General features: G+C 43.4%; 15 protein-coding genes. 4 read left to right on the top strand and 11 right to left on the bottom strand.

Annotation, left to right across the window (positions count from 1 at the left end):
• Nucleotides 1-169 precede the first annotated feature (169 nt).
• Together ACQKCG_RS12125 and ACQKCG_RS12120 are read right to left on the bottom strand one after the other, a co-directional pair.
• A complete protein-coding gene (locus tag ACQKCG_RS12125; protein ID WP_134292629.1) occupies nt 170-1,210 on the bottom strand; it encodes an aldo/keto reductase in 1,041 nt (346 codons plus the stop codon).
• A gap of 99 nt (nt 1,211-1,309) precedes the next feature.
• On the bottom strand, nt 1,310-1,807 hold the full coding sequence (locus ACQKCG_RS12120) for an FKBP-type peptidyl-prolyl cis-trans isomerase (RefSeq protein ID WP_134292630.1): 498 nt from the start codon (nt 1,805-1,807) through the stop codon (nt 1,310-1,312).
• A gap of 175 nt (nt 1,808-1,982) precedes the next feature.
• Between ACQKCG_RS12120 and ACQKCG_RS12115 the strand changes: the two genes are divergently transcribed.
• Both ACQKCG_RS12115 and ACQKCG_RS12110 read left to right on the top strand, forming a co-directional pair.
• Nucleotides 1,983-2,651, top strand: coding sequence for a DUF1294 domain-containing protein (locus tag ACQKCG_RS12115; RefSeq protein WP_227543693.1), 669 nt, complete (start codon nt 1,983-1,985; stop codon nt 2,649-2,651).
• A gap of 20 nt (nt 2,652-2,671) precedes the next feature.
• The gene (locus tag ACQKCG_RS12110; protein WP_227543694.1) at nt 2,672-3,478 is read left to right on the top strand and encodes a Hint domain-containing protein; all 807 of its coding nucleotides are present in this window, start codon (nt 2,672-2,674) and stop codon (nt 3,476-3,478) included.
• 131 nt (nt 3,479-3,609) lie between these two features.
• Here ACQKCG_RS12110 and lspA read toward each other — a convergent pair whose 3' ends face one another.
• From lspA to ACQKCG_RS12090, 4 genes are all read right to left on the bottom strand, one after another.
• Nucleotides 3,610-4,266: a signal peptidase II gene (lspA, locus tag ACQKCG_RS12105; protein WP_101204240.1), complete on the bottom strand. Its 657-nt coding sequence runs from the start codon at nt 4,264-4,266 to the stop codon at nt 3,610-3,612.
• Nucleotides 4,259-7,120 carry an isoleucine--tRNA ligase gene (gene ileS, locus ACQKCG_RS12100; RefSeq protein ID WP_134292632.1) on the bottom strand — a complete coding sequence of 954 codons (2,862 nt, stop codon included), beginning with the start codon at nt 7,118-7,120 and terminating at the stop codon, nt 4,259-4,261. The genes lspA and ileS overlap by 8 nt, the downstream gene beginning before the upstream one ends.
• Before the next feature lie 440 nt (nt 7,121-7,560).
• Nucleotides 7,561-8,109 carry a protein disulfide oxidoreductase gene (locus ACQKCG_RS12095; RefSeq protein WP_134292633.1) on the bottom strand — a complete coding sequence of 183 codons (549 nt, stop codon included), beginning with the start codon at nt 8,107-8,109 and terminating at the stop codon, nt 7,561-7,563.
• Nucleotides 8,110-8,295: 186 nt separating this feature from the next.
• Entirely contained in the window at nt 8,296-9,933 is a 1,638-nt protein-coding gene (locus tag ACQKCG_RS12090) for a carbon-nitrogen hydrolase family protein (protein WP_134292634.1), read from the bottom strand.
• A gap of 537 nt (nt 9,934-10,470) precedes the next feature.
• On the opposite strand from ACQKCG_RS12090, the gene ACQKCG_RS12085 reads away from it, so the two are divergent.
• Nucleotides 10,471-11,100 (top strand): BLUF domain-containing protein, encoded by a 630-nt coding sequence (locus ACQKCG_RS12085; protein WP_134292635.1) that lies wholly within the window; start codon nt 10,471-10,473, stop codon nt 11,098-11,100.
• Nucleotides 11,101-11,192: 92 nt separating this feature from the next.
• Here the strand turns inward: ACQKCG_RS12085 and ACQKCG_RS12080 are convergent, their stop codons facing one another.
• Nucleotides 11,193-12,629, bottom strand: coding sequence for an FAD-binding oxidoreductase (locus tag ACQKCG_RS12080; protein WP_201556167.1), 1,437 nt, complete (start codon nt 12,627-12,629; stop codon nt 11,193-11,195).
• Between the two features lie 336 nt (nt 12,630-12,965).
• Here ACQKCG_RS12080 and serA point away from each other — a divergent pair, with 336 nt between their 5' ends.
• Nucleotides 12,966-14,192 (top strand): phosphoglycerate dehydrogenase, encoded by a 1,227-nt coding sequence (gene serA / locus ACQKCG_RS12075; protein ID WP_057758460.1) that lies wholly within the window; start codon nt 12,966-12,968, stop codon nt 14,190-14,192.
• 149 nt (nt 14,193-14,341) lie between these two features.
• On the opposite strand, the gene ACQKCG_RS12070 is transcribed toward serA, so the two are convergent.
• From ACQKCG_RS12070 to metX, 4 genes are all read right to left on the bottom strand, one after another.
• Nucleotides 14,342-15,400, bottom strand: coding sequence for a rhodanese-related sulfurtransferase (locus ACQKCG_RS12070; RefSeq protein WP_134292815.1), 1,059 nt, complete (start codon nt 15,398-15,400; stop codon nt 14,342-14,344).
• Between the two features lie 259 nt (nt 15,401-15,659).
• On the bottom strand, nt 15,660-16,241 hold the full coding sequence (locus ACQKCG_RS12065; RefSeq protein ID WP_057758462.1) for a tetratricopeptide repeat protein: 582 nt from the start codon (nt 16,239-16,241) through the stop codon (nt 15,660-15,662).
• Between the two features lie 413 nt (nt 16,242-16,654).
• Nucleotides 16,655-17,263 (bottom strand): methionine biosynthesis protein MetW, encoded by a 609-nt coding sequence (gene metW, locus ACQKCG_RS12060; protein WP_134292814.1) that lies wholly within the window; start codon nt 17,261-17,263, stop codon nt 16,655-16,657.
• Nucleotides 17,260-18,687 (bottom strand): homoserine O-acetyltransferase MetX, encoded by a 1,428-nt coding sequence (gene metX, locus ACQKCG_RS12055; protein WP_134292813.1) that lies wholly within the window; start codon nt 18,685-18,687, stop codon nt 17,260-17,262. Before metX ends, metW begins: the two co-directional genes overlap by 4 nt.
• Nucleotides 18,688-19,075 lie beyond the last annotated feature (388 nt).

Genomic DNA, 19,075 nt, shown 5'->3' with positions numbered 1-19,075 from the left:
GACGTCTGCTTTGAATCGCTTTATGATTATGTTTGATGATCGTATAAGCAGGCATTTAATCTAAATGGCAGTTACACAGAATTCGGGATGGGCTCGAGATTTAATAGAGCGAACTTAATATTATTTATTCAGCAGGCTCTATTAACATCCAGTCTCTATAAAATACCAACTATGGTGATGGATTAGGTTGCTGTGTATGCACCGCTTCAATCGCTTCTAATACATCTGCTGTTAGCTCCACATTGACACTATCGATGTTTGATTTGAGTTGCTCGGTCGTCGTCGTTCCAATGATGTTACTGGTGACAAAGTGACGAGAGTTTACAAAAGCCAATGACATCTGCGCCATGTCCAGACCTGCATCAGCAGCTATCTTGGCATATTGCTCAGTGGCTGATTTGGCTTGCTCATTCACATAACGACCGAAACGATCATACATAGTCAGACGTGCACCAGTTGGACGTTTACCATCAAGATATTTACCAGACAATACACCAAAACCAAGCGGAGAATACGCCAGTAGACCAACGTTTTCACGATGGGCAATCTCAGCCATACCGACTTCGTATAAACGGTTCAATAGGCTATATGGGTTTTGCACGGTAAGTGGTGGAATTAGACCGTTTTTATCTGCTTCCCACAGGTAGCGCATGAGTCCCCACGCGGTATCATTCGATAAACCATAAGCACGAATACGACCTTTTTTGATTTCATCGTTCAACGCTTGAATAGTCTCTAAAAATGGCGTTAAATCATCTAATGACTGTGCTGACATCTCTTCATCATAGCCGCGCTGACCGAAAAAGTTTGTTTTACGTTCAGGCCAATGCAGCTGATAAATATCGATATAATCAGTTTGTAGACGCTCAAGGTTGCCATCAATAGCGCTGCTAATATGCTCGGCGTTAAAGCGCGTTTGACCATCACGCAAAAAGTCCATTGGTGATATTTTGCTAGCAAGGATGACTTTGTCACGCTGTTTGGTTTTATCAAACCAAGTACCCATAAAGCGTTCGGTATCACCCTGTTTGTCTTTATCTGGTGGTGACGGGTACATCTCGGCGGTATCCCAAAAATTCACACCCTCAGAGAGTGCCATATCCATTTGCTCATGTGCTTCGGACTCAGTATTTTGCTGTCCCCATGTCATCGTGCCTAAACAGATTTTAGATACTTTTTCATCGAGTTGCGGTAAGGTTTGATACTGCATATAAGTCTCCCTTTTGGCTTTTTTATCGATATTAATTTTTATCGTCGCGAGCTTTTATCTTAGTTAATGCCTAACGAGTTTTTGATAGTCTTTAAGTGACTACATCAATTTGATACCAGTGACACCGGGTGGTGTGACTTTGAAGATTTTTACTTTGAACAACACGTCTTGTCCAGCAAGCGGATGATTAAAGTCGACTTCGACTTGATCATCATCGATGGCACTGATCGTACCGGGCAGCGTGTTTTTACCTTTGTCTTCGAACTCAACCATCATGCCAATTTCTGGATTGTCAGCGACTAGCGCAAATTGAGTACGGCTAAAATGTTGGATGTTTTCAGGATTCCACTCACCAAATGCTTGCTCTGGTTCAAGGTGTGCGGTACGAGTGTCACCGGCGCGTAGATTCATCAGTACTTGCTCAAAACCAGGTAACAAGCTCTCATCACCAATGGTCAAAGACACAGGTGCATCACGATTAAAGGTTGAGTCGATGATGGTGCCGTTCTCTAGTGAAACTTCAAAGTGCAGCTTAACGAGGCTGCCGTAAGCGATACGAGTGTCTTCGTTTGGGTTAATAAATTGAGATTGAGTCATAATAAAAAGCCATCGGTTGCTAGAATAGAAAATAATGAGTTTGATTAAAGTGTTTTTAATTGCAGTATTATAGTGTAAGAAATAATAAGCCATCTAAGACCAGATGTAAGCGTCAATAATGTAACGCAGATGGTGTACTATAATTGGCAATTCTAAAAGATATGAGGTGTCGGTAGTGAATAAACAACAAGGCACTGTCAAAAAATGGCAGGACGATAAAGGGTTTGGCTTTATTGAAACTGAAGCGGGCGAGTCTGTCTTCTTTCATGTGAGTGAGTTTAAGGCTCAGCGCCGTCCTAACATCGGTGAGGCAGTGGTCTTTAGCATTGGACAAGATGCGGAGGGACGCAAGCGAGCCACGCAAGTACAAGAGCTTGGGTTTGTACAGCAAAAAATGGCACAAAAAAATCATCAGATCCGTCAGCGCAATCATAAGCGTAGCCATCAGGCAGAGTTTGAAGCGGGCCAAAAGAAACGCTCGTTTCTTGGACTGGCTTTTTATGGTGTCTTAGCTTTATTAGCAGCGACAGATAAACTAAGCTGGCTAGTGGTCGGCTGGTACGTCGTGCTAGGGATTATTACTTATGGCATGTATGCCAAAGACAAAGCTGCTGCGCAAAGTGGCGACTGGCGTACGCCTGAGTCTAAATTACATATACTAAGCGCGCTTGGCGGTTGGGTAGGTGCGCTATTGGCTCAGACGTATTTGCGTCACAAATCACAAAAGCCTGAGTTTCGAGTTACTTATTATTTGACCGTCGTTGTGAACATGGCAGGATTACTGTTTTTATTGGCAGGTGGTGGGTTAGAGACTGTGACTGATGTATTATCAGAGTTGCTATAAATGAGAACTAAGACACACATATGGATAATGTGATTATGAATACGTCAGGCTTCGTTGGTGGCACATTAGTACATACTGAAAAAGGTTTAGTACCAATAGAACAACTAAAAATTGGCGATAAAGTGTTGTCTAAGGCAGCTGATGGCTTAGGTGAGCTAGTTTATAAAGCAGTAACGAATACTATGGTTACTCAAAGCGTGTTGGTGAATTTGTTAGAATTATCGATTGCAATTGATTCTTCATTACCAATGAAGGAACAAATTGAACTTCAGAGGTTAGTCGATGATCAACCTTCAACTCGATTATTGATAACAAAAAACCACCCGCTATGGACTGAAGGCTCAAAGTGGACTCAAGCGAAGGAGGTAAAATCTCAAGATATTTTAATTAACAAAGACTTGATTAAATATTCGGCTGAGTCTGGCAATAATCCCTATGACACTACATCATTAAGACAAATTTATAGAACGGATAGATCCAATATTGGTTTCGTACCAAAATTCGATGAAGACGTTCCTGCTCAATATGGCAGTCTAATTGATTTAACAACAGGCGAGGAGCTTCAGAATAGCGTCACTTATCAAGCAGTGACAGACAAGTTATATGAGCATGATGAGGAGTGGGAGCAACGCCTATTAGAACAAACACCTGAAGACGAACGTGAACATGCTGAGTTCTTTGGCTTCCGCCAAGGCGAATGGAAAGATCCTGATACTATAGATTGGGAAGAGGGCGAAGGTTCTCTTACTATGACGGTATATAACATTGAGGTAGCAGATACTCATACTTACTTTGTCGGTGAGGCTGGTATTTGGGTGCATGAATAGAAATTGTGCAGATAGGTCAAATTAGCATACATATTCAATCGTCAGAAATAGTAAATAAAAAAGGTGGGTTACGAATACGTAACCCACCTTTTTTATTTATAAATTGAATTAATGTCTCTAGCTATAGACGGTTATGAACGTGGCATTTCACGCTTCTTCTCCAAAAACAGCATATCAATGACAATCAATAATACACCGATAGAGATACCAACATCAGCGATATTAAAAATCGGATAATGCCAAACATCAGCATAATGCACATGGATAAAATCAATAACATGACCATGTAATAAGCGGTCGATTAAATTACCAACTGCACCGCCCAATACTAAGGCTAGACCGAAAGATAACAGCGTGGCTTTGCGCGGTGCTTTAATCAGATAAATGATTAGAAATAGCGACATTAGTAACGCCAGTCCTGAAAAAAACCACTTCTGCCAACCACCAGCATCCGCCAAAAAGCTAAATGCCGCGCCGTAGTTATAAGCCAATGTCCAATTGAGAAATGGCTCAATTACCGGCACTGGATCATGAAAGGTCAGTTTGGTTTCTGCCAACCACTTGGTCCACTGATCGATAATGACAATAACCAATGCCAATATATACCATACAAGCGCACGACTGCCATTGGCCACCAGCTTTGGTGTCCTATTTGTTGACTTGGTCAGGCGACTTCTAGGCGTAGTCGAGCTACCTGTGGTTGCATGAGCAGGCTTAGGCGAATGGTCAATCTCAACCTGCGGCTGCTGGTCACGCTGGCTTTCAGGCGAATCAGTTGGGTTAGGCATAGTGACGCACCTCGCCATCGCCACTAACATTGGTCACGCAGCGCGCGCATAGTTCAGGGTGTGCGCTATCTGTACCGATGTCATCACGAATGTGCCAGCAGCGTACGCACTTAGTACCAGTAGCTGCGCTTACTTGCACCACTAAGTCTACAGCTTCTTCGGTATTGGTGTCGGTCACTTCTTTTGTCTGTGCGATGCTATCAGTAGGTGCTTCGCTCATTGGCTTTAGTGCAGCGTTACTAGTAATCAATACAAAACGTAGCTCTTCATCAAGCTTGGCTAAGCTCTCATGCATAGCACCGTCAGCGTATAGACTTACGTCGGCAGACAAGTTGGCATTGATGATTTTTTCGCCACGTGCAGTCTCGATATGTTTGTTCACCATGTCTTTTGCGAACATGATGCGCCGCCAGTCATCGTTGCTGATAGCACTTAGCTCAAATGCTGGGAACTCATACCATTCTTGAGTAAATACATAGCCGCCTTTATCCGCATCACGTTGGTTCAGTACTTCCCATGCCTCTTGCGCCGTGAATGACAAGATTGGTGTAATCCAGCGAATCAGCGCATGAGTGATATGGTAGATAGCCGTCTGTGCAGAACGACGAGGCTGTCCATCTGCCTGCGTAGTGTACTGGCGATCCTTGATAATATCTAGATAGAAGCTACCCAAGTCTTGTGAGCAAAACGCCGTCACGTGCTGAGTGACTTGGTGAAAGTCCATCGCATCGTAAGCGCTAATGATTTGCGCTTGTACAGTTTGTGCGCGCTCAATAATGAATTTATCAAGGCTAACCAATTCATTGATATCAATGCTATCAGTCGCTGGATTGAAGTCATCGGTATTGGCAAGCAAGAAACGTAATGTATTACGAATACGGCGATACATATCGATCGCACCTTTAAAGACTGTCTTACCTGCGCTCATCTCATAACGATAGTCACTTGAGGCAATCCACAGACGCAGCATGTCCGCGCCTGTCTTATTGATCTCTTCTTGCGGGGTGATGATGTTGCCAAGTGACTTACTCATCTTGCGACCGTTTTCATCGACCACAAAACCATGCGTCAGTACTTGCTTAAACGGTGGGCGCTCATAAATCGCTTCTGACGTTAGCAGTGACGTCTGGAACCAACCGCGATGCTGGTCAGAGCCTTCTAGATACATATCAGCTGGATTGGTCAATTCATCACGTTGATCAAGTACCGCAAAATGCGTCGTGCCTGAGTCAAACCAAACGTCTAATGTGTCAGTTGCTTTGTCATAGTCAGCGGCTTCACTGCCTAAGAAGTCTTCACAGCTAGCATCAAACCACGCTTCTACGCCGCCTTCATTGATTTTTTGTGCTGCGACTTCCATCAGCTCAAGCGTGTTTGGATGCAACTCGCCGGTTTCTTTGTGCGTAAAGAAAGTAATCGGCACGCCCCACGTACGTTGACGTGAGATACACCAATCCGGACGACCCGTCATCATTGATTCGATACGGTTTTGTCCCCACGCTGGCGTCCAGTTGACTGTAGGAATATCAGCAAGCGCGCGAGCACGTAAGCCTTTGGTTTCCATGTTGATAAACCACTGAGGCGTAGCACGGAAAATAATTGGTGATTTATGACGCCAGCAATGCGGATAGCTATGCTCAATTTTGGTATGGCTGATTAGATGGCCGTTTTCATGTAGTGCAGCGATGATTTTTGGATTGGCTTTATAGATGTGCTCGCCTGCAAATATAGCAGCGCTATCTAAATAAACGCCCGTGCCGCTTACTGGGTTTTCCACGGGTAAGTTGTATTTTAGACCAACGATATAATCGTCTAAACCGTGACCAGGTGCGGTATGTACCAGACCAGTACCACTATCGGTAGTTACATGATCGCCCAAGATGAGCGGCACTTGACGGTCTTCAATCAGTGGATGCTGAGCATGTAGACCTTCAAGCTCGCTACCTGAAACAGTTGCTAAGATACCGTTATTTTCTAGTTTTAGCTCACTCAATGCAGTTTCAACCAGATCAGCAGCCAGTAGTAAGTTGCCCCTTGAAGTCGCGACCACACTGTAGTTATGTTCTGGATGTACTGAGATAGCTTGGTTAGCAGGTAACGTCCATGGCGTTGTAGTCCAAATAACAGCAGCGATGTTATCTGCGATATCTGCCAATGCGGCTACTTTGTCCGTACCGAGCACATCAAAGCTGACATAGATCGCGTCAGAGACTTTGTCTTGATATTCTACTTCTGCTTCTGCTAGGGCAGAGCTACAGTCCAAGCACCAGTTGACCGGCTTCATACCGCGAGTCACATGACCATTGTCATAGATTTTGGCAAGCGCGCGCACGATATTGGCTTCTTGATGGAAGTTCATAGTCAGATAAGGGTTGTCCCAATCACCAAACACACCTAAGCGCTTGAAGTCTGCTTTTTGCAATTCAATTTGAGTACTCGCATATTCGCGGCATAGACCACGGAATTCGGTTGCAGACACTTTTTGACCCACTTTACCAACCTTAGCTTCGACTTTTTGTTCGATTGGCAGACCATGACAATCCCAACCAGGGACATAAGGCGCATCAAATCCTGACAAGGTTTTTGATTTTACAATAATGTCTTTTAGTACTTTATTGACTGCGTGACCCAAGTGAATCTGACCGTTGGCGTATGGAGGGCCATCGTGCAAAATATATTTGGTTGCACCAGCACGCGCCTGACGAATTTTACCGTAGACGTCATCCGCTTCCCAAGCAGCTAACCAATCTGGCTCGCGTTTGGCAAGGTTTGCGCGCATCGCAAATGGCGTATCCGCAAGGTTCAGCGTGTCTTTGTAATCTTGGCTTGGTGTGTCAGTGCTTTTATCAGTCATAGAAGGTATCTTTTTAAAAGGTAGGTTTGTGTGTCGGTTCAAAACCGGATACAAGGCTCGATGTTCAATGTAGTGCTGAGGTTAATGCTGTGTCGATATTATTCAATTACTAATAGTAGGTATATTGCTCATCATAGTCGGTTTATCAACCATCATGTCAATAAATACCCATTGTCGCTCATCAGTCGGTAAATAGTTACGTCAATAATAAATGGTAACGAGACGATTGCAACATAAAATATGCTAGTAAAAATAATTCAAAAAAATATTTAGATCGGCAGCTATTATATGACAAAAAGGGTAGGGTAAAAAGAGCTGTGCGAGGTCGACCCAATTTTGTCCAATATCAATCGTTTATCTGTGTCATATATCATTGGTGAAGACGTAGCTATAAGCTCCTTGAATGCTTATTCATTGAAACATAAAGTACGACTCAAGTGCTAAAAAACAGATGCTAACCATAAGCGCAGTTTCAATGACCATAATGGTTGAATACCTGTTAGCCCTTGTGTCATCTCACCATTCTCTAATATCACATAGGACGGTGTGACTTGTCCTTGCCAATCCGCAAAGATATCGCCTTGTTGATCATTTATGGTAGTGAAGTCAAACTGATGTTGATCGAGATAGCTGCGTAACTCTTGGTTTGAGCCTGACTGTACGGCAACAGTGACCACGGGATAATTATCTGCTGCTAACTTATTGATGGTGGGTGAGGTAAAGCTACAGACTGAACACCACGTACCCCAAAAGTATACCAGTGTCGGCCGCTCGTGACTCATCGCTGCTAGATCGATACTTTGTCCTTGGTAATCGGTCAGTTGCAATTGAGGATTGGCAGGCATGACAGGCTGTCGCCACCAATTGATCACGCTATAGATCACGACAAACATGAGACCGTATAACATTATCGTTTTAAGTATCGAAACTATCTTTCGCTTCGGCTGCTTCTTTGGCTTTACTTCTTTTTGCTCAATATCAGTCGTCATGACATCCGCTTTTTGGTTTGCATATTGTTCTCAGTTATTTTCAAATAATGGCTTATCGTCACTGCTTATCTTATCGTGATTGCCTATATGGTCATTGCACAAAGAGTAGACATTAGATAAAAATAAACGGCTGAAAATCAGCCGTATTATTTATAAAGTCTACTATAAGTGTGCTACGTCAACCTATTATGGCTTTTGTGCTCGGTTTTGTAATGGATCACCAATAAGCACGCTGCCTGAATTTTCAAGGCGCTGCTCATCACTCAATTTGCTCGCTGGCACTTTGGCCTTGCGCTTCCATTTTAAACTGAACAAATCATCACGGCGGTCGATTAAGTTATGTACTGAGCCTTCATGACGAACGTGAGTAAGCTTGTCTAAGTTTACATCAGAGAAGAATACCATCTCCGTGTTGGCAGTGGTCTCTGCCATAATCGCATCATGTGGGAACGCAAAGTCTGAAGGTGAAAAAATCGATGACTGAGCATACTGAATATCCAAGCTCTCAACTTGCGGCAAGTTGCCCACTGACCCGCAAATCATCACATAGCATTCGTTTTCGATAGCGCGGGCTTGCGCGCAGTGGCGAACACGTAGATAGCCGTTCTTGGTATCAGTCCAGAAGGGCACAAACAAGATATCCATGTCATCAAGTGCCATCAAACGTGCAAGCTCAGGGAACTCAACATCGTAGCAGACCAAGATACCGATACGGCCTGCATCCGTGTCGAATACTTTGACTTCATCGCCACCTTCGATTACCCAAGCGCTGCGCTCATGCGGAGTAATATGAATTTTGCGTTGCTCTTCAACCGTACCATCACGGCGGCACAGATAGCTGACGTTGTATAAGGTATCGTCTTCGTCCAGTAAAGGCATCGAACCGGTAATGACGTTAACGTTATAACTGACGGCTAAATGCGAGATTTCATTTTTGAACCACTCGGTATAGCCCGCCAAAAATCGAATGGCAATATTTTGATCGGTTTCTTCGCATAGACCCATCAATGGCGCGTTGAAAAATTCAGGTAAGCAGGCAAAGTCTGAGTTGTAGTCAGCCATGATATCGACAAAGAACTCAACCTGTTGCAATAGCTCCTCAGGTGATTCGACTTCACGCATTTGCCACTGAATACCACCAATACGCACCTCAGACTTGCGAGTATTAGGCTTATAGTCTTTAGGCTCATAGTAAATATTTGCCCACTCAAGCAAGGTAGCAAAGCCCTTTGATTGTTTATCATCTGGCAGATAAGCGGTCAAGATACGCTTAACGATAAAGCCATTAGACAACTGGAACGACAAAGCTGAATCGTGAATTTCACGGCTTTCAACGGCATCAATATATTCGCCTGGAGTCAGATCTTTGTGATTATGATAGTTAGGTATACGTCCGCCAGCTAAAATAGCGCGGAAGTTCAACTGTCGGCATAGTTCCTTGCGTGCATCATACAGACGACGACCGAGGCGATAGCCACGATAATCAGGGTCGATGAGCGCATCTAAACCATAGATTGCATCACCTTCTGGGTTGTCTCTGATGATTTCTTTTTGCCCAATTAAATCGTCATAGGTGTGCGGGTTTGAAAATTTGGCATAGTCAACGCGCATAGAGAGCACGATACCAATCAGCTGATCATGATCAAACAAAGCAATCTGACCTTCTGGGAACGCGTCAATCAAAGTATGAATGGTTGTCTTTGACCACGCGCCACCCAAGTTTACATAGACACGATCCATCAAGGCTTTTAATTGTGGATAATCTTTTTTCTTAATCTCAGCAATCGTGAGGTGAAAGTCATCTAGTTTTTCCATCTTACTCATAAGTTTCCTGTTTTAAATAGCTATTGAATGTAGTGGTATCAAATAATGGGGTCATAGCAAATTGATGTGCCGATTTTTGTGCAAAAAATTAATAAAAACATTCCAATAGGAAGATATTGTCGTTACAATAATTTATTGCCGTATTTACAATAGGTTATGTTGATATCTTAGGCCGTTTTACTCATTATGTTTGGTGCTTGTTTCGACTAACGTAGAGGGCTAAAGGATAGCGAACGCCGCATTCTATATCACTTTATACCTATTAGGTTTGTAAACACCGATAAGCGCATAACTCTGCATCATCATTGTATCTGCGACTGTCTTGCTATTTATTATCTCAATATTGAATCTAAATAATATCTATCAGTACCTTTTGTTTTGCTTGTTATCATAGCAAGCTGTAACGGTAATAACAGTCTCACGTAGTAAATATTTGCTACGTTTTTGTGAGTCAATTTTTTGGTTCAACTCAGGCATAGTATTGTGTTGCTTGTTTCGTTTAGCCGTATCTCATCGGCTTCTTAGGATTATTTTATTATGCCTTTAAATCATACCAATAGAATCATGAAGTGGGATGACATAGATGACTCCGCTTTGGTTCAGTTGGTTTATGTCAGTACGCTGACTCTTTGCTCGCGTTTGAGCACCTCTATTTTTGATGAAGTAGAAGGCCACGCACGTAACTACAATCAGCAGCATAACATCACAGGCACGCTATGCTACGGCAATGGTCATTTTCTGCAATGTATTGAAGGTAAAAAGTCAGACGTATTTAATCTGCAAGAGCGTATCTTTGTCGATAGTCGTCATAAAAATGTAGAAGTGTTGCTATTACAAGTTATCAATCATCGCAGCTTTGCCGACTGGCGTATGCGTTTGCTGTTTTTGGAGCGTTGGTTATGGTCACCCGCGACCAAGAAACAAGCCGTACAATTATCTCCGTTTTTACCCTTTGCGCCGCACGGTTGGTCATCTGATCGGACCGAACAGTTTTTGCAAATTATCAAAACTTTCGATAGTCCACCCCATATTAAGGCGGCAGGTATTACTTATAATGCATTGGGTAATATGGTGCGTCATATCGCGGCACCGCATCAGGCGTTTCTGATTATTCAAGGGTTTTTGAGCATATTACTGGTCGTCGCATTGATACTGTTATATTTATAGATTGTAGTTTTTGCGAATTATAAAGTCATAAAAAAGACGCTAGCCTTTCGGGTTAGCGTCTTTTTATTTAGGTTAAGCGTTTAGAGTGCTAATCACATATCAAAAATTTTACCACGGTTCATGATGTTATTTGGATCAAAGACTTTCTTGATGTCTCGCAAGTAATTGATCTCAGTCTCACTGCGGCTATAGTGCAAGTACGGTTTCTTTGTCATACCAACCCCATGCTCAGCAGACACTGAACCGCCATATTTCTGTACCGTCTCAAACACATATTTATTGACAACCTGACACTCAGCAAAGAAATCATCCTTGCTCATGCTTTCTGGTTTTAAAATATTCAGATGCAAATTACCATCGCCGATATGACCGAACCAGCAAACTTCAAAGTCTGGATAGTTGCTGCTGACAATATGATCAATCTCTTCGATAAAGGTCGGCACGTGGCTTATTAGTACAGAGACATCATTCTTGTAAGGGGTGAATACTGAGATGGTCTCTGAGATATACTCACGTAGCTTCCACAGCTCTGCCGCTTGTGTGAGGTTTTGACTCATGACACCATCAACGACCCAACCTTGCTCCATACAGTGCTCAAATATGGCCATGGCTTTGTCCATGATTGGCTCATAAGGCGCTTCAAACTCTAATAGCGTATAGAACTTGGTACGTGATTCAAAGGGTTCTTGTACTTGACCATGTGCCATTAGCTTATCAATCGCTACATCGTCAAAGAACTCGAACGCGGTCAAATCAATTTGTGCCTGAAAGGCATAGAGTACGTTCATAACATCGTTAAAGCTGTCCATGCCAAGCACCATGACGTTTAAGTCTTGTGGCTGACGCTCAAGTTTGATTTGCGCATGAGTGACGAGGCCAAGCGTGCCTTCACTACCGATAAACAATTGGCGCAAGTCATAACCAGTAGCGTTCTTTACCATACCGCGATTGAGGTGCAAGATGTCGCCTTTACCCGTGACGACAGTCAGACCCATGATCCATTGACGAGTCATGCCATAGCGAATGACTTTAATGCCGCCAGCATTGGTACCGATATTGCCACCGATTTGACTAGAGCCTGCTGAGGCAAAGTCGACAGGGTAGTATAAGTCTTTTGATTCAGCGAATTCTTGCAACTGCTGGGTGACCACACCGGCTTCGACTTCAACTATTCGATCGGCAGGATAGAACTGTCCGATCTGGTTCATTTTATCCATGCTAACGACGATTTCGCCGTTAGCAGCGACGGCACCAGCAGACAGACCAGTACGACCACCACTAGGCGTCAGGACAACATTATGCTCATTGGCAAGAAGTACGATAGTCTGTACTTGTTCAGTAGTCTTTGGAAAGACGATGGCAGCAGCAGCAGGAGCAAAGTGTTTGGTCCAGTCTTTACCCCAATGCTCTAAGCTCTCAGCATCAGTTTTGATTTGGGTCGGGTCGAAATCATGGGTATCAGTGAGCGTGCTCAAGATGGTTTGCACGGCATTGGTTTCGGATGTGTTTTGAGCGGTAGTTGGCGTCATGGTCAAATCTCAATATTGGCGTAAGCACGATGCTGGGACTGTTTATTATATAGCGAAATAACTATAAATTCAGTGATGAGTCAGCTCGTAGAAGTAATAAGGGGGTGATAATTTTTACCTATAAGAAGAGGTAAGTAATAAATAATTGATTCGAACGGTTTCAAACAGAATAATTCACTATAGCATAAAAATTTTTCAGGCTTGATAACCAATAATTCATCTAATCTGCTAACATCGACCTCAAATTTTGTGTAAGATATCGGGACTGTTTTCGTTTCCTCCATCATAGATTATCCAACAGGTAATCTTATAAAACAATTATAGGACAGTTCTCATATGGCGTTATCACTACAAAAAGACAAAATCCGGTTTTTATTGCTTGAAGGTCTACATGACAATGCCCTAAAAGTATTGGAAGGAGCTGGTTACCACAACATCGAGAATATCAGTCACGCCTTAGATCAAGACGAGCTGATCGAAAAGATCAAAGATGCTCACTTTATCGGTATTCGTTCGCGCACTCAGTTGACGCGTGAAGTACTTGAGCACGCACACAAGCTTATCGGCATTGGTTGCTTTTGTATTGGTACCAACCAAGTAGATTTAGATGCCGCTCGTGATCTTGGTATCCCTGTCTTTAACGCGCCATTCTCGAACACCCGTTCGGTAGCTGAGCTAGTATTGGCAGAAGCCATCATGCTGTACCGCGGTATTCCCGAAAAGAATGCAACCGTACATCGCGGCGGCTGGGGTAAGTCTGCGACTAACTCACACGAAGTACGTGGCAAGACTATCGGTATCGTCGGTTATGGTTCTATCGGCTCGCAGCTGTCTGTCTTGGCAGAGAGCTTCGGTATGAAAGTCATCTATCATGATGCTGTGACCAAATTGCCACTAGGCAATGCGGTACAAGTTGGTAGCCTAGAAGAGCTATTATCAACGGCTGACATCGTGACATTGCATGTACCTGATGTGCCAAGCACTCGCTATATGATGAAAGCTGAGCAGTTCGCTCAGATGAAAGAAGGCAGCTACTTTATCAATGCGGCACGCGGTACGTGCGTCGAGATTGATGATCTAGCAGATGCGCTTGAGTCTGGTAAAATCTTGGGCGCGGCTATCGATGTGTTCCCAAAAGAGCCAAAATCAGCTGACGAAGAGTTTGAGTCACCACTACGTAAGTTTGATAATGTGATTTTGACGCCGCATATCGGTGGTTCAACACAAGAAGCACAGGCCAATATCGGACTAGAAGTAGCAGATAAGTTTGTTAGATACTCTGACCAAGGTGATACGGCGACTGCTGTGAACTTCCCAGAAGTTTCTATTCCGTTCAAAGAAAACTCGCATCGTCTACTACACATTCACAAAAACGTGCCAGGCGTACTGTCTCAGATTAACCGCTTGTTTGCTGAAGCTGGCATTAACATCCTAGCACAGAGCCTGATGACAGAAGGTGATGTTGGTTATCTAGTGATGGATGTCGATTACAATGATTCGACTGCTGCACTAGATCAGTTAAAAGATGTAGAAGAGACTATCCGCGTACGTATCTTATTCTAATATAGTCAATCCACTATAAAGTTGGATTAACTATATCAGTGCTAATAGTTTTGATAGTCACTAAAGATTTATCATAAAAAAAGAGAGGTTCTATTGATTAGAGCCTCTCTTTTTTATTTCACTTCTTTTCTATTGTACTAATGCTAAGTTTAGTTGGCTTTCGTGTTGTTTGCAGCTTCTGCTTGTAGACGCGCTTCCGTCTTAGCGGCTTTACGTTTTTCGATTACATCCATCACATCGCTACCGATATGGGCTTCACCACGCTTCTTCGCTAGTTGCATCTGATGCTCACGCTCACGGAAACGGGCTTTTTGCTCATCGGTTGCCTTGTCGATACAGTGTGGGCATGACTCACCTTTGATATAGGCAGGGCTTTGCATCTCCTCAGCGGTGATCGGCATACGGCAAGCAAAACACTGCTCGTAGCTGCCTTTTTCTAAGTTGTGGTTGACCGAAACTCGATTGTCAAAAACAAAGCAGTCACCTTGCCACATAGAGTCACTGGCAGGGACTTCTTCTAGGTATTTTAGGATACCACCTTCTAAATGATAGACCTCTTCAAACCCTTGCTCGCGCAAATACGCAGTCGACTTCTCACAGCGAATACCACCCGTACAGAACATTGCGACTTTTTTATGCTTGGTTGGATCGAGCTCTTTTGAGACGTATTCTGGAAACTCGCGGAACGTTTCAGTGTTCGGATTGACCGCATTTTGGAAGGTGCCGATTTGCACTTCATAGTCGTTACGCGTGTCGATCAAAGTGACTTCAGGATCTGAGATTAACGCGTTCCACTCACTAGGTTTGACATAGCGACCAACGGATTCCAATGGGTCGATATTCTCGACACCCATAGTGACGATTTCTTTTTTCAGCTTCACCTTAGTGCGATAAAAAGGTTGTGCGTCAGTATAGGATTCTTTGAAGGTAAACGTACCAATCGCCTCGATACTACGCAGGTAGTCAAGTACGGTATCGATAGCTTGACGCGTACCAGAAATCGTACCGTTAATGCCTTCGCTTGCAAGCAACAACGTACCTTTCACATCGTTATCGAGCATAGTGTTTAAGATAGGCTCACGATATTGCTCAAAATCAGCAAAGCGTGTGAACTTATATAGTGCAGCAACGACGATATTATTAGTTACACTATCGTATACAGGGGCTGAATTGTTGTCAGTTATCGCAGTTTCTTTGTTGGTGCTCATGTCTTTCTCCTGCTGGCTAGGTCGCAAACCTAGTGCAATGATAATAAAAAAGTAGATAGGTATATAACATTATCTCAATTGTGGAATTGGTTAATGCGCGCGTAGTGTAGCAAATTTTAGATGGGTTTTGAATAGTTTGTATTGCTTGGCTTGCTGTTATGGAAAACGTTCGACCACTGATGAATATGATAAAAAATAAAAAAGCCCAGTAAAATACTGAGCTTTTTTTATATTCAATTCGTAGTACGAAAGTTAGATACTATTTACTCTGGAACCAAGTATCCGCTTTGCTACGAGCACTGGCGATATCATCACTTGATAAGTTTAATGCCAACTGACCAATTTTACCGCGTGCTTTGTTACGCACTTTTTCATCTAACATGCCATCACGGGCAGCCAAGTCATACCATTTATAGGCATCAACCAGATTTTTTTGCTTTTCATCTAGTAGCGCAAGCGTGTAGCTAGCACGGTTATCGCCACGCATTGCAGCTTTTTCTAACCACAGACGGGCTTGTTGTAAGTTAGGCTGTACGCCTTCACCGCGCAAATACATGATGGCAAGATTCAACTGAGCAGGGGCAACGCCTTGCTGAGCCGCTTTCGTATACCACTGGATTGCTTGTTGGGTATTTTGCGCAATACCTTCACCTTTTTGCAAACGCTTGGCCAGATAGAACTGAGCGTGATCGTTACCTTGGGCGGCACGACTAGACAACTCGCTCACAGGCATGAGTTCAAAACGTGAGGTATCAAGCGGTACGTTTGATATTAACTCAGCATTGGCTAAACCAGCACAAGAAAATAATGCAGTAAACAACGCAGCTTTTAATAATTTCATAGCAGCTCCAAAATTAGGCAGTTAATAAGCAAAAAGAATTGTACCGCTAAACATTGTCTCGCTAAAGACAGTCAGACGGCGATAACAATTAGGTGGAATCTTGCGATATGAACTTACCTAATCATTAGCAAAAGGGGGTTGTCATCTCTAAATCAGAGATTTCACCCTAACTGATTAGACAAACGGTCGTAATAGTGGGGTGGCTGACAATATTTTGCTAGCTTAACACCCAAACTTACGAAACTCAAATACTAATTACAAGGTCTAATAGACGTTTGTACCTGATTGTCCTTAACAAAATCAGACAGTTACTAAAAAATTATATTAAGTTAACAATCTATTAAGGTTAATACCAACTCGTAAAGTACTGTTTAGCAGTCTATAAAATACAAAGATAGCTAATGATTTATCGGCTATTTCTTGGTCACTCGGTAGATAGCGACGTCTGCTAACAAGTTAGGCGCTTGTCTTATTAACGCTTTCAGTAGCGGTGTATGACCTTTTTCAGAGTCGCTAACAGCGAAGCGATTAATAATATGAATATCATGCTGCGCACACAACAGCTCAAAATCTTTGAAGGTACATAGATGAATGTTTGGCGTGTTGTACCATTCGTAAGGCAGCGCTTCAGAAACAGGCATCATACCTTTTAGCCCTAAATAAATACGGTTTTGCCAATGCGCAAAGTTAGGGAAGGTGATGACTGCTTCACGGGCGACTCTCAGCATATCAAGCAACAACTCATCGGGTGCTTTTACTGCTTGCAGGGCACGTGCCATGACGACCGTGTCAAAGCTGTTATCAGCAAAGCGCGCTAGACCATCGTTGAGGTCCTGCTCGACAATTGACAAGCCATTGCCAATTGCCTCATTGATTTTGTCTTCATCAATCTCTAGTCCGTAACCTGTCACGCCTAGTTTCTGCTGTAAGTGGGCAAGCAGCTCGCCATTACCACAACCTAAGTCCAGTACGTGTGCTTGCGGCGCAATCCAGCGCTCTGCCAGTTGGTGATCCATTCTCATGAGCGCTCTCCTGTGGCTGAGCGGCTAGGGGTAATAAATGGCGCAGTCAAAAATCCTTTAACCGCACCCATGTAGCGAGGAATATCGAACAAGAAGGAGTCATGTCCGTGCGGCGCGTCAATATTGATATAGCTGACTGGTTTGCCAGTGGCCATTAGCGCATCGACAATCTCTTGCGAGCGCTCAGGTGCAAAGCGCCAATCAGTGGTGAATGACACGACCAGATATTGGCATTGTGTATGAGCAAAGGCAGCTTTAAGCGCAGAGAGCTCTTGCTGACGATCAGACTCAATATCTTCAATCGTCGTTACTGCATCTTCTAACTCACTCTGTGCCTTGGCTTTGCTAGACTCGACTGAGGCCGCGATTGAGTCTTCTATTTGTACTGTCGACTCTGTAGTATCTTTTGCTACAGTTGATGGATAGTCGCGTATTGGATAGTCGCGCGTCGGATCAAAGTAATCTAAGGCTTTGGTCATGAGTAGATAAGTATTGGCATCGAAGTTTTCACTAAAGCGTTCGCCTTGATAGCGTAGGTAGCTTTCGACTTGAAATTCAACATCGTAGCCATACATGAATTTACCTGATTTTAAATCACGGCCAAATTTGGCTTTCATCGCGTCATCAGTTAAATAGGTAATATGTCCAACCATACGCGCCAATATCAGTCCGCGACGAGGATAAGTGCCTTCTTGTATATAGCGTCCGTCTTTAAAGTCAGGATCGGATAATATAGATTGGCGCGCCACTTCGTTAAAGGCGATATTTTGAGCAGATAGCTTTGGCGTACTGGCGATGACCACACAGCGCTTTAATCGCTCTGGATAATCAACAGACCATTGTAGCGCTTGCATACCGCCCATCGAGCCGCCGACAATGGCGTGCCAAACGTCGATGCCTAGACGATCTGAGAGCATGGCTTGGGTTTTCACCCAGTCTTTGATGGTGATCAGCGGGAAATCAGGGCCATACACTTGTGGCTCATCGCTGCTATTTGTATCAACGCTATCAGGGTTAATAGTGGTAGGCCCTGTTGAACCAAAACAGCTACCGATATTATTGACACATACTACATAGAACTGATTGGTATCAATTGCTTTATTGGGACCAATCATATTGTCCCACCAGCCTGCTTTTTTGTCATCAGCGCTATGGAAGCCAGCTGCATGATGATTGCCCGATAACGCGTGGCAAATCAGAATTGCATTTGATTTGTCGCTATTGAGCGTACCGTAAGTCTCTACCATCAAGTCAAACGAGGGCAGGGTACGGTTGCATTCTAACGTTAAGGGCTCAGCAAAATGAAAATTCTGGGGCGTAACGACACCGACAGACTCTACAGCACTGTCGGTATTGGCTGAGCTATTAGGGTGAGGTTGTGAATCAGGATGCTGGTCACTGGTATTATCAGAGCGTGCGTTCAAAGCTACCTCGCAAGACTACAATCATCAATAAAATAAAAGCAAAATGGCACGTTGTTAACAGGCTATTTTACCTACACGGTTTTTATAAACTGGGCCTGCCTATTGTATGGTGATGCGCGTTGGAGTACAACCATCGAGCGCGCCTTTCGAGCGTATCGATCGTAGTTTTTATGGAACATACTTTATAAATGAATAACGAATAAGTCGCCAGCATCAAGTAATCAAGAGTTAATAAATAGCAACTGCGTATCAAATTGTATAGGAGCGCTTTTAGCCCGCGTCATTAATAGATAAAATGCTACACTAATGAGGTATTCATTCAACTGTGTCTTAACAGTATCCTCTATTATTACTTTGACCTAACCCTTAATAACTTACTGCTAATAAA

It is taken from the genome of Psychrobacter sp. NPDC078929 (assembly GCF_050267985.1).
In the GTDB taxonomy this organism is placed as follows: Bacteria; Pseudomonadota; Gammaproteobacteria; order Pseudomonadales; family Moraxellaceae; genus Psychrobacter.
This window is presented reverse-complemented; position numbering and strand designations above follow the sequence as displayed.